1 protein-coding gene is annotated in these 13,836 nt (G+C 71.1%); it reads left to right on the top strand.

The features are described 5' to 3' along the window. Positions 1-13 precede the first annotated feature (13 nt). The gene (locus ABD785_RS21550; RefSeq protein WP_344831152.1) at positions 14-13,714 is read left to right on the top strand and encodes an SDR family NAD(P)-dependent oxidoreductase; all 13,701 of its coding nucleotides are present in this window, start codon (positions 14-16) and stop codon (positions 13,712-13,714) included. The last annotated feature ends 122 nt before the right edge of the window (positions 13,715-13,836 follow it).

The following is a 13,836-nucleotide window of genomic DNA, read 5'->3' as shown; positions in this document are numbered from 1 at the left end:
GGGAGACCCCGGCATGTTGCGTCCGGATCTGATCAGGCCCCTGTCGGACATCCTGGCCGGGCACGCGTCACGGCAACCCGGCCGGATGGCCTACTCCGACGGACGCCGAAGCGTCGACTACCAGGATCTGGAGCTGCGGACCCGGCGGCTGGCCGGCCATCTCCACGCCCTCGACCTGCAACGCGGCGGACGAGTCGCGATCATGCTCGGCAACCGGGTGGAGATGGTCGAGAGCTATCTCGGCGCCGTTCGGGCGGGCGGGGTCGCGGTCCCGGTCAACGCACGCTCGACCGAGGACGAACTGCGCTACATCCTCGGGCACAGCCAAGCCTGCGTGCTGATCACCGACGCGGCACATCTGGAGAAGATGCGCGCCGTGGTGGCGGAGTTCGCGGGGCTCCGTCTGGTCGTCGCGGACGACCCGGCGGCCGCCGATCGATCGGCCCGCACCTTCGGGTTCGAGGCCCTGGCGACCACCGAACCGGACGGGCCGCCGCCTGAGGAACTCGGCCTGGACGACGTCGCGTGGATCCTCTACACCTCGGGCACGACGGGTGACCCGAAGGGCGTGCGCTCCACCCTGCGCGCCTCACTGTGGATCACCGCTTCCTGCTATGCCCCGATCATGGGACTGACCGAACGCGACCACGTGCTGTGGCCGCTGCCGCTGTCGCACTCCTTCGGGCACAGCCTGGGCGTGCTCGGGGCGACCGCCGCAGGGGCGAGCGTCTCCCTGGTCGACGGGTACTCGGCGGGGCCGCTGATGGACTGCTTGCGGCGCGAGCCGATCACCCTGCTCATCGGCGTTCCCACGATGTACCACTACCTCGTCCAGGCGGCGGGGCAGGCGGAACCGCGGACCGGCTCCTTGCGGTGCTGCGTCACGGTCGGCTCGGTGACCACGCAGGCGCTGCGCCGTTCGGTGGAGACGGCCTTCGGCGTCCCGCTCCTCGACGGTTACGGTGCGACGGAGACCAGCGGGCTGATGACGATGGCCTGGCCCGGCGGCGGAACTCCGGCGGGCTCGTGCGGTCTGCCGGTGCCGGGGCTGAGCCTGCGGATCGTCGACCCGGTCAGCGGAGTGGAGGCACCCGCCGGAACCGAGGGCGAGATCCGGGTGCACGGCGCGGGCCTCATGTCGGGCTACCACAACGACGCCCGCGCGACCGCGAAGGTGCTGCGCGACGGCTGGTACCACACCGGCGACATCGGCGTCCGGGACGAGTTCGGCCACCTGCGGATCACCGGGCGGGTCAACGACGTCATCATTCGCGGCGGCGCCAACCTCCATCCGACCGAGATCGAGGAGGTGCTGCTCGGGCTGCCGGGTGTCAGGGACGTCGCCGTGACCGGCGTGCCGCATCAGACCCTGGGCGAGGTTCCGATCGCGCTGACGGTCCTGGAGCCGCCGGGAGCGGACCTCGATCCGATCATCGCGGAGTGCCGCAGGCGGCTGCCGGGCGGCAAGGTGCCGCGCGACTTCTTCGAGGTCACGCAAATCCCGCGCACCACCTCGGGAAAGATCTCCCGCCGAAGTCTGCTCGACCAGCCGATGCGCTGGCGTGCCACCACCGTCACCCAGCACGACACGCTCTTCGCCCTCGAATGGGTCACCCGGCGCGGCGGAGATGCCGGGGAGGAGATCGCCGGAGCCGTCGAGCCGGAGTTCCTTTTCTGCCCCGACCCCGAGGACCGGTCCGCCGACGCCGTCCATGCCGCGGTCCTCGGCCTGGTGGCCCGGCTGGAGGAGCGGCTGACCACACGCGACGCGGTGCTGACGGTGGTGACCAGGGCCGCCACGACGGCCGGCGGCGAGCAGGACCCGGCTCACGCCGCGTTCGCCGGGGCGGTGCGGTCCCTGCAGATGGACCATCCGGGACGGCTGATCCTGATCGATCTCGACACGCACCCGGAGTCCGGGGAGGCCCTGCCCACGGCGGCGGTGGCCGGCGCGCCATGGCTGGCCGTACGGCGCGGGGAGATCCTGGCCCCCCGGCTGAGCCGGATCCCGGCCGGGCAGGCCATGCCGGCGGCCGGCCTCGGTTCGATGGTCGCCCTGGTGGGAGCGTCGGCCGAACCGATAGGGGAGCATCTCGAGCGCGCCCACCGGACGGAGAGGATCATCTCGCTGGCGGGGACTCCGGCGGCCGGTCTCGGCGCCGCGCTGAGCGAATCGGCGCCCGGCGCAGTGGTCATCGGGGAAGAAGCCGAGCCCCTGGCCACGATGCGGACCGCGGCCGCCGTCGACGCCGCGTGCGCGCACCCTCAGGGACCCGAGCAGGTGTTCGTGGCCGATCCCGCGCATGTCCTGGCTTTGGGGGTCCCGATACGGGCCGCGGCGGCCGCCTTCGTCAGCGCCGTCGCCGCGAACCGGCGTCGCGCGGGAGGCCGTTCCCGGTTCGTGGGCTGGAGCCCGCGCGGGAGCGCGGCGGAACAGCAGGTGGTCGTGCCGCTGACCGACAGGGAAGGCCGTTCGCTCTTCGACGCGGCGACAGCGATGGCAGAGGCGACCGTCCTGGCGGCACGGCTGTCGGCCGAACGCCTGCCCGCCGACTTCGCACCGCTGGTGCGCGAGCTCGTCGAGGAGGGCGGGGAGTGGACGGAGTCCGACGAGTCCCTCGCCGCGGTCCTCGCCGCGCGCCTGCGGACGCTCGATCGGCCGGCTCAGGATCGGGCGCTGATGGAACTCATCGGCGAGGCGGTGGCGGAGGTGCTGGGACGGGCGAGCGGCCCCGACGTCGACCCCGGCGAACCGTTCGAACGCCTCGGGCTGGATTCGCTGGGCGCGGTTCAGATGCGCAACCGGCTGACGGCGGTGACGGGCCTGCGCCTGCCCGTGACGATGATCTTCGACTATCCGGTACCGGTCCGGCTCGCGGAGTTCGTGCGCGGACTGCTTCTGCCCGAGCCCGGCGGATCCGATGCCGAGGCGCTGCCTGCCGTGGGTGCGGCCGCGGGCGGCGAGCCGATCGGTGTGGTGGGGATGGGCTGCCGGTTTCCGGGCGGGGTGGGTTCTCCCGGTGAGCTGTGGGATTTGGTGGCGTCGGGTGGTGTGGGGGTGTCGGGGTTTCCTTTGGATCGTGGCTGGGACGTGGAGGGGCTGTTCGATCCCGATCCGGATGCGGTGGGGAAGTCGTATGTGCGTTCGGGTGGGTTCCTTGATGATGTGGCGGGTTTTGATGCTGCGTTTTTTGGGATTTCGCCGCGTGAGGCTGTGGCGATGGATCCTCAGCAGCGTTTGTTGTTGGAGGTGGTGTGGGAGGCGTTGGAGGACGCGGGGATCGATCCGCTGGGTCTGCGGGGTTCGCGGACGGGTGTGTTCGCGGGGGTCTTCGGCCAGGACTACGGGCTCGCGGCGCGCGCCGGAGGTGATCAGGCGGATGGGCGTGGGCTGGGTGTCGAAGGCTATTTGACGGGTGTGTTGGGTTCGGTGGTGTCGGGTCGGGTGGCGTATGTGTTGGGTTTGGAGGGTCCTGCGGTGTCGGTGGATACGGCGTGTTCGTCGTCGTTGGTGGCGTTGCATTGGGCGGTGCAGTCGTTGCGTTCGGGCGAATGCGATCTGGCGGTGGTAGGTGGTGTGACGGTGATGTCGTCCGCTGGTTCGTTCGTGGAGTTTTCGCGTCAGCGGGGCTTGGCTGTGGATGGTGTGTGCAGGTCGTTTGGTGATGGTGCTGGGGGGACGGTGTGGGGTGAGGGCGTGGGTGTTGTGGTGTTGGAACGTGTGTCGGCTGCTCGTTCGGAGGGTCGTCGGGTGTTGGGGGTGGTGCGGGGTTCGGCGGTGAATCAGGATGGTGCGTCGAATGGTCTGACGGCGCCGAATGGTCCTTCTCAGGTGCGGGTGATCAGGGCCGCGTTGGCGAACGCGGGGCTGAATCCGAACGACGTGGACGCGGTGGAAGGCCATGGCACGGGCACGGTGCTGGGTGACCCGATCGAGGTTCAGGCGCTGCTGGGCTCCTATGGTGCGGACCGGCGGGGCGAGCCGTTGTGGCTCGGCTCGCTGAAGTCGAACATCGGTCACACCCAGGCCGCCGCGGGTGTCGGTGGTGTGATCAAGATGATTCAGGCGATGCGTCACGGGGTCATGCCGAGGACATTGCACGTGGACGAGCCGACGTCGAAGGTGGATTGGTCTTCGGGCTCTGTCCGGTTGCTGACCGAGGAGCGGTCCTGGCCGGAGACGGGCCGTCCGCGCAGAGCGGCCGTCTCCTCCTTCGGCATCTCCGGGACCAACGCCCATGTCATCCTCGAGCAGGCGCCAGAGGACACCGGGGCCGAAGATCCTCCTCCGGTCGTCGATGGCACCGCGGTGTGGGTGCTGTCGGCGAGGACACCGGAAGCGTTGCGGGCGCAGGCCGAGCGTCTTGCGGCGCGTGTCGGCCGTGATCCCGGTCTGGCGGTCGAGGATGTCGGGTTCACCCTGGCGTCCAGGCCGGTGCTGGAGCACAGGGCCGTCGTGATCGGCAGGGACCGCCAGGAGATGCTCACGGGAACCACCGCGCTGGCCGAGGGCAGACCCGTACCCGGCGTCATCTCAGGACCGGTAGCCCAAGGACGCGGCCGGTCCGAGAGGGAGAAGACGGTCTTCGTGTTCCCCGGCCAGGGCGCCCAGTGGCCCGGGATGGGCCGCGAACTGTATGAGACGTTCCCTGTCTTCGCACGAGAACTCGACGAAGTGCTCGAAGCGCTCGGCACCCATCAGAAGCTGCCCGCGGACGCCGGTTCGGCGGTTCCGTACTGGCATGCCGTGCTGTGGGAGAGCGACGAGGAGACGTTGCGTCGTACCGAGTTCGCGCAGCCGCTGCTGTTCGCGGTCGAGGTGGCCCTGTCCCGGCTGGTGCGGGCCTGGGGGGTGCACCCGGATGTCGTCCTGGGGCATTCGGTGGGGGAGATCGCCGCCGCGCATGTGGCGGGGGTCCTGTCGTTGGGAGATGCGGCGCGTCTGGTGATGGTCAGGGCCGGGTTGATGCAGGCGCTGCCGACGGGTGGGGCGATGGTGGCGGTTCGGGCGCCGGAGGCCGAGGTGGTGCCGTTGCTGTCGGCAGGTGTGGACATCGCCGCGGTGAACGGCCCGGTCTCGGTGGTCCTCTCGGGCGGTGAGGAGGAGGTGGTACAGGTCGTTGAACGTGCGACGGAGGCAGGGTTCAGGACCGAGCGCCTGGCGGTGTCGCACGCCTTCCACTCCTCCCTCATGGAACCCATGCTCGACGCGTTCGCCGACGAGGTGGCACGCCTGTCGTTCGCGGAACCGCAGACGGCGATGGTCTCGAACCTCGACGGCGGAGTCACCGAAGAGAGCCCTGCGGCCCCGGAGTACTGGGTACGTCACGCACGAGAGGCGGTGCGCTTCGCCGACGGCATCGGCCTCCTGGCATCGGAGGGGGCACACCGGTTCGTGGTGATCGGCCCCGACGGCGGCATCACGAACTTCATCACCCAGTGCCTCGAGGACGGCGGCCCCGGCACTGGGCCGTTCGTCGCGGCCGGGCTGCGCAGGAACCTCTCCGAGAACGCGTCCGTGTGGGAGACACTGGCGGAGCAGTTCGTGGCGGGCACGCCGGTCGACTGGCAGGAAGCACTCGCGCCCATCGGAGGCCGGTGGGCGGATCTGCCGACCTACGCGTTCCAGCATGAGCGGTACTGGCCGGAGCCGCGGCCGGAGCTCGCGGACGTGAGCGGCGCGGGACTCGAACCTGCCGGGCATCCGCTGCTCGGCGCCGTCGTCGCCGTGCCCGGATCCGACCAGGTGGTGCTGACGGGCCGCCTGTCGGAGAGGGCCCAGCCCTGGCTGGCCGATCACACGATCTTCGGGCGGGTGACCGTCCCCGGGACGGTGTTCGTCGAGCTCGCGGTGCGCGCGGGCGCGCAGGTGGGCCGCAGCGGTGTCCGGGAGCTGACGTTCGAGGCGCCCCTGATCATCCCGGCGGGCGGAGCGGTGGACGTTTCGGTGGCCGTGGCGGCCACGGACCGGGAGAACCCGGAGCCGGGTGCGCGTGCGGTGTCGATCCACGCCCGGCCGGCCGGCGACGAGCGGACGGAGTGGGTGCTCCACGCTCAGGGCGTCCTGAGCACCGACGAAGAGGACGGATCGGATACCGAGGCCGAGGCGACGCGGTGGCCGCCGGCCGGAGCGGAGGCCGTCGAGATCGGCGACGGCTATGCGGAGCTCGCGGACCGGGGGTACGGATACGGCCCCGCCTTCCAGGGCGTGCGGGCGCTGTGGCGCCGGGACGAAGAGGTGTTCGCCGAGATCTCGGCGGCGCCCGACGGCGTGGAACCCGCGGGGTTCGGGGTTCACCCGGCCCTGCTCGACGCGGTCATGCACGCGGCGCTGCTCATTCCGGGCGGACAGGGTCCCCTCGGCGACGGCCAGGGCGTGGCGCTGCCGTTCGCCTGGGAGGGGATCCGGCAGCACGCGGCGGCGGGGCCGGTGCTGAGGGCGAGGATCGCTCCGGCCGGGAGACCGGACGCGGTCTCGGTGCGGGTGACCGACGCCACTGGACGCACCGTGCTGTCGGTGCGGTCGTTCGTCACACGGCCGGTCTCGCCGCTCCGGCTCGGCGCGGCCTCAGGCCACGGACTCCACGAGATCAAGTGGTCGCCGCTCCCGGCCTCGGACAGCGGGACGGGCCCGGCGGTGTGGCGGCGGTGGCCCGAGATCACGGCCGATGGCGCGGAACCGACGGTGATGGTCGCCGAGCTCGAGCCGTGCCCCGCAGAGGTGCCGGAAGGGGTGCGTGCCGCGACCGGCCGTGCCCTGGCGATGGTCCAGGAGTGCCTGAGGGATGAGCGCTACGCGTCGGCCGTGCTCGCGATCGTCACCCGTGGCGCCGTCGCGCTGCCTGACGAGGACATCGCGGATCTGGCCGGATCCGCGGTGTGGGGACTGGTGCGGTCAGCGCAGGCGGAGCATCCGGGCCGCTTCGTCCTGATCGACACCGACACCGACACCGATGCCGCGGCGCTGGCGACGCTGGTGGGTCCCGCGGTCGCCGCGGGCGAGCCGCAGGTCGTGGTGCGGTCCGGAGTGGCGTACGGGGCCCGGCTCGTGAGAGCGGCCGGCCCCGCGCCGTCCGCCGACCTCCTCGACGGGGGGCTCGTCGGCGGGACGGTCGTGGTGACGGGCGGGACAGGCGGCCTGGGCGCGGAGGTGGCCCGTCATCTGGTGGCCGGACACGGGGTCGGACGGCTGGTGCTGGTGAGCCGCAGAGGCGCGGAGGCGCCGGGCGCGGTGGAACTCCAGCGAGAGCTGAGCACGGACGGCGTCGAGGTGGAGCTCGTGTCATGCGATGTCTCGGACCGCGATGCGGTGCGGGAACTGATCTCCGGGCTCTCGGACCGGGGCCCCCTGGTGGGCGTGGTCCATGCGGCGGGTGTCCTGGACGACGGCGTCGTGGAGGTGCTGTCACCTGCCCGGCTGGATCGAGTCCTGGCGGCCAAGGCGGACGCGGCGTGGTTCCTGCACGAGGCGACACGGGATCTGGAACTGAGCATGTTCGTCCTGTTCTCCTCGATCGCCGGGACGGTCGGCGGCCCTGGCCAGGCGAACTATGCCGCCGCGAACGCGTTCCTCGACGGTCTCGCGGCGCACCGGAGAGCGGCCGGGCTGGCCGGAGTGTCCGTGGCCTGGGGGGCATGGACCGGATCGGGTGGTATGGCCGAGCGGCTGAGCGAGACCGACATCGCGCGCCTGGGCAGGGAAGGGCTCCGGGCCCTCCCGGTCGAGCAGGGGCTGGCACTCTTCGACACCGCGATCGGGCACGCGAACGGCCAGCTCGTCGCCGCGCGTTTCGACACCTCCGCGTTGCGGGCCAGGGCCGCGGAAGGCGTGCTGCCGCCGCTGCTGGCCGGACTCGTGCCCGCCGCGCGGCTCACCCCTCCCCGCGACTCCACCGATGATCTGCGCCGCCGCCTGGCCGGCTTGGATGAGGCGGACCGGCGACGGGATGTTCTGGATCTCGTGGTTCGTCAGGTCGCGGGGGTGCTGGGTCATGTGGGTGGTGTGGGGGTGGGGGCCGGTGTCAAGTTTGATGATCTTGGTTTGGATTCGTTGGGTGCGGTGCAGGTGCGTAATCGGTTGGCGTTGGTGACGGGGTTGAGGCTGTCTGCGACGTTGGTGTTCGATTATCCGACGTCGATGCGGTTGGCCGGGTATGTGTACGGGCTGCTCTTCCCCGAGCCCGCGGAGCCTGCTGGTGAGGCTCCGGTGACGAAGTCCGGCGCCCCGGTGGACGACGCTCTGATCGGCGTGGTGGGGATGGGCTGCCGGTTCCCGGGCGGGGTGGGTTCTCCTGGTGAGCTGTGGGATTTGGTGGCGTCGGGTGGTGTGGGGGTGTCGGGGTTCCCGGCAGATCGTGGCTGGGATGTGGAGGGGTTGTTCGATCCTGATCCGGATGCGGCGGGGAAGTCGTACGTCCGGGTGGGTGGGTTTCTTGATGATGTGGCGGGTTTTGATGCCGCGTTTTTTGGGATTTCGCCGCGTGAGGCTGTGGCGATGGATCCTCAGCAGCGTTTGTTGCTGGAGGTGGTGTGGGAGGCGTTGGAGGACGCGGGAATCGATCCGTTGAGTCTGCAGGGATCGCGGACGGGTGTGTTCGCGGGAGTGTTCGGCCAGGACTACGGATTGGCCGCCCGTGCGAAGGGTGACGAGGCCGTCGAGGGCTATTTGACGGGTGTGTTGGGTTCGGTGGTGTCGGGTCGGGTGGCGTATGTGTTGGGTTTGGAGGGTCCTGCGGTGTCGGTGGATACGGCGTGTTCGTCGTCGTTGGTGGCGTTGCATTGGGCGGTGCAGTCGTTGCGTTCGGGTGAGTGTGATGTGGCGGTGGTGGCGGGTGTGACGGTGATGTCGTCTCCGGGTTCGTTTGTGGAGTTTTCGCGTCAGCGGGGGTTGGCGGTGGATGGTGTGTGCAGGTCGTTTGGTGAGGGTGCTGGGGGGACGGTGTGGGGTGAGGGTGTGGGTGTCGTGGTGTTGGAGCGGGTGTCGGCGGCCAGGGGGGCGGGTCGTCGGGTGTTGGGGGTGGTGCGGGGTTCGGCGGTGAATCAGGACGGCGCGTCGAACGGCCTGACGGCTCCGAACGGCCCCTCGCAAATGCGGGTGATCCAGGCTGCTCTGACGGCCGGTGGCCTGAGCGCGGATGACGTAGATGTCGTGGAAGGCCATGGGACCGGGACGGTGCTGGGCGACCCGATCGAGGTCCAGGCACTGCTGGGCACATACGGTGCGGACCGGCGGGGCGAGCCGTTGTGGCTCGGCTCGTTGAAGTCGAACATCGGTCATACGCAGGCCGCCGCGGGTGTGGGTGGTGTGATCAAGATGATTCAGGCGATGCGTCACGGGGTCATGCCGAGGACGTTGCACGTGGACGCGCCGACGTCGAAGGTGGATTGGTCTTCGGGTTCTGTGCGGTTGCTGACCGAGGAGCGGTCCTGGCCGGAGACGGGCCGTCCGCGCAGAGCGGCCGTCTCCTCCTTCGGTATCTCCGGCACCAACGCCCACGTCATCCTCGAACAGGCGCCAGAGGACACCGGAGCCGAGGACCTCCCTCCGGTCGTCGATGGCACCGCGGTGTGGGTGCTGTCGGCGAGGACACCGGAAGCGTTGCGGGCGCAGGCCGAGCGTCTCGCGGCGCGCGTCGGCCGTGATCCCGGTCTGGCGGTCGAGGATGTCGGGTTCACCCTGGCGTCCAGGCCGGTGCTGGAGCACAGGGCCGTCGTGATCGGCAGGGACCGCCAGGAGATGCTCACGGGAACCACGGCACTCGCCGCCGGAGCGGACGCCTCATCGGCGAACCTCGTCTCGGGACACGTCCCCCCAGCGAACACCCCCACCGGGAAAGGCGCGCCGGAGGAGAAGACGGTCTTCGTGTTCCCCGGCCAGGGCGCGCAGTGGCCGGGCATGGGCCGAGAACTCTACGCGGCCTTCCCGGAGTTCGCGGAAGCCCTCGACGAGGTGCTGGCAGCGCTCGACCGGTCAGCCCCTCCGGACCGATCCCATCAGGACCTGAGGAAAGTGCTGTGGGAAGGCGACGAGGAGACGTCGCGTCGTACCGAGTTCGCGCAGCCCCTGCTCTTCGCGATCGAAGTGGCGCTGTTCCGGCTCGTACGGGCCTGGGGAGTGCACCCGGACCTCGTCCTCGGCCATTCGGTGGGAGAGATCGCCGCCGCGCATGTCGCAGGGGTCCTGTCGTTGGGGGACGCGGCGCGTCTGGTGATGGTCAGGGCCGGGTTGATGCAGGCCCTGCCCGAGGGCGGGGCGATGGTGGCGGTTCGGGCATCCGAGGCCGAGGTGACGCCCTTGCTGTCGGCAGGTGTGGACATCGCCGCGGTGAACGGCCCGGTCTCGGTGGTCGTCTCGGGCAGTGAGAGGGAAGTCGAGCGGGTCGCTGAACGCGCGGTCGAGGCCGGATTCAGGACCGAGCGCCTGGCGGTGTCGCACGCCTTCCACTCCTCCCTCACGGAACCCATGCTCGACGCGTTCGAGCAGGCCGCGAGCGAGGCCACCGTCGGCACAACGAGGATCCCCGTGCTGTCGAACGTGACGGGCCGCCTGGCCGACGGCGGATTCGGCACGCCGGGATACTGGGTGCGTCACGCACGAGAAGCGGTGCGCTTCGCCGACGGGATCCGCTCCGCGGCCGAGGCCGGAGCCCGCCGGTTCGTGGTCCTCGGCCCCGACGGAGGCCTGACGAACCTGATCGACCAGTGCCTCGACCACGCGACGACGGTCCCGGAAACAGTGATCTCCACGGCCGGCCTGCACAGGAACCGCTCCGAGACCGCCTCCGTGCTCACCGCCCTCGCCGGACTGTTCGCGGCGGGCACCCCCGTGAACTGGCGTGCCGCCACCGCTGGCGGAAGGTGGGCGGACCTGCCGACCTACGCCTTCCAGCACCGGCGCTTCTGGCTCGAGAACGATCCCGGCGGCGCGGACGTGTCCGGCGCAGGACAGCGCAGCGCCGCGCATCCGCTGTTCGGCGCGGTCGTGGCACTCCCCGGCACCGATGGCCTCGTGCTGACCGGACGCCTTTCCCTGAGGGCCCAGCCATGGCTGGCCGATCACACGGTCTTCGGACGGGTCCTGGTGCCGAGCACCGCCTTCGCCGAACTCGCGCTCTGCGCCGGCGACTGGGCCGAATGCGAACTCCTGGACGAGCTCGTGCTGCACGCACCGCTGCCGCTGCCTCACCATGGCGCGGCCCAGATCCGCGCCTCGGTGGGAGTCGCCGACGACCAGGGCCACCGCCCGATCCGCATCCATTCCCGAGCCGAGGACGCGCCCCTCGACGCGGCCTGGAAGCTCCACGCCACCGGCACTCTGGCACCGCACCGGCCCCCGGACGACGAACCGGCCTACGACTGGAACGCCTGGCCGCCGAAGAACGCGGTGGCGGTGGAACCCGAGGAACTGTACGACCGGATGGCCGCTGCCGGACTCGACTACGGCCCCGGATTCCGCGGGCTGCGAGCGGTGTGGCGTCGCGGAGACGAGATCTTCGGCGAGGTCCATCTGGATCGGGAGAGCGAACAGGGCACGGAGAGGTTCGGCCTGCACCCCGCGCTGTTCGACGCCGCTCTGCATCCGCTCTGGCTCCTGCGAGAAGGGTCCGAGCTGCCGTTCTCCTACGCCGGAGTCAGGCTGCACGCCACCGACGCGGCCGAACTCCGCGTCCGTCTCGACGTCGGCGGCGGACGGGCGTCCCTCACCGCGGCCGACGGATCCGGACGGCCGGTGCTCACGGTCGCCTCGGTCGTGACCCGCCCCGTGAACGAACAGCAGATCCGCGAGGGCGACGACGACTCGGCGGCGGACGTCCTGACCCGCGTCGAATGGATCACCGAATCCGGGAACGGCGCCGCTTCGGCCGTCCTCAACGGGGCGGGGGCAGCGAAGAGGATCGCCGTGCTCGGCACGGACCGGGACGGCCTGCTCGGCCGGCTGCCCGCCGGTGAGCTGAGGATCTGCCCCACCTGGGAGAGCCTCGCCGCAGAGCTGGACGACGGCTGGATTCCCGACAACGTCGTCACCCGGCCGCCCGGCACCGACACCGCCGCGTCGCCGGACGAAGACCTCGTCGCGTCCGTGCACTCCAGGACGGGACGGATGCTGGCGCTGCTCCAGCGGTGGCTGGAGGAGCCCCGGCTCGAGGACGCGCGTTTGGTGCTGGTCAGCCAGGCTGCGGCCGACGACGGCGAACGGCTCGCAGGCGCGCCGTCCTGGGGACTGACCCGCTCGGCGCAGTCGGAGCACCCGGGCCGGTTCGTGCTGATCGACGTTGACGACACCGCCTCGACGGCCCTGGTGGCACGGGCCATCACCCTGGCGGAGACGGCCGGCGAACCGCGGCTCCTCATCCGCGGCGGCGACCTCCGTGTTCCGCGCCTCGTCCCCGTCGAGGCCCGCCGGGCGGAAGCCGCGACGGACCCCGGCACCGGCGGAACCGTGCTGATCACCGGCGGAACCGGAGCCCTGGGCCGCGGCATCGCCCGCCACCTGGTGCGCGAGCACGCGGCGGAACACCTCGTGCTGCTGGCCCGCCGGACCACGATGACCCAGGAGACGGAGGACCTGGTCGCGGAACTGGCGGGATCGGCGAGGGTCACGGTCATGCCGTGCGATGTCGCGGACCGGGACGACCTCGCCCGGGCACTGGCGGAACTGCGGGCGGGAGGCCACCGGCTGGACGCGGTCGTCCACGCGGCGGGAACCCTCGACGACGGGGTGATCCAGTCACTCGACCGCGACCGGCTCACCGCCGTCCTGCGCCCCAAGGTCGACGGCGCGTGGAACCTGCATGAAGCGACCCGGGACCTGGCCCTGTCGCAGTTCGTCCTCTTCTCATCGGCGGCCTCCGTCCTCGGCGGCGCGGGCCAGGGCAACTACGCCGCCGCCAACGCCTTCCTGGACGCGCTCGCCGAGTACCGGCACGCGCGCGGCCTGCCCGCGACCTCGATCGCCTGGGGCCTGTGGGAACAGGAGGACGGCATGGCCGGGCGCCTCAACGCGGCCGAGCGGGCGCGGATGCGGCGGGCCGGGCTGCCGCCCCTCTCCACGGAGCTCGGACTGCGGCTGTTCGACCTCGCCAGGGCGGGAGACCGGCCCTCGGTGGTGGCGGTCCCGATCGACCCCGCAGCGCTGCGCGCGCAACCCGAACCGCCGGCACTGTTCCGCGCGCTGGTCCGGCCCGCGCGACCCGTCGCGGGCAAGAAAAGTCCGGGCGGGGCGGAGCGGGTGCGCGACCTGCTGGCCGGGCGGCCCGCCGCCGAACAGAGCAGGCTGCTGCTCGAGCTGGTCCGCACCGAGGTCGCGTCGGTCCTCGGCCACGCGAATCCCGACGACATCCGCCCCGAGCAGTCCTTCAGCGACCTCGGCTTCGACTCGCTCGCCGCGGTCGAGCTGCGCAACCGGCTGAACACCCGTACCGGGCAGCGCCTTCCGGCGACCCTCGTCTTCGACTACCCGGCGCCCAGGGCACTGACCGGCTTCCTGCTCACCCGGCTCACCGGCGAGATCGCGGCGCCCGCGGCCGACGATCGCGAGCGCGCGATCCGCAAGGCGTTCGACGACCTGCCGTACGACAGGCTGCGGCAGCTCGGCATCGTCGATCTCCTGACGGACCATACGGAAGGGACGGCGGGCAGGGACGGCGGGCCGGACGAGTCGAGCATCGAGGAGATGGACGTCGACGAACTGATCCAGTTCGTCGACGGAGAATGAGAAGGGAAACCCGCAATGGCCGGTCGCGTGCGGATGGTCCGCATTGTGGGCGCCGAACGGCCTCGGTAGTCTGAACGGGTCGTTATATGCCCATCTGGAAATGGGTTCTCGCGAGGCGTTGT

The sequence above is a fragment of the Actinocorallia longicatena genome (assembly GCF_039534125.1).
In the GTDB taxonomy this organism is placed as follows: domain Bacteria; phylum Actinomycetota; class Actinomycetes; order Streptosporangiales; family Streptosporangiaceae; genus Actinocorallia; species Actinocorallia longicatena.
Note: the sequence above shows the minus strand (reverse complement) of the source record. Positions and strands in the feature narration are given on the sequence as shown.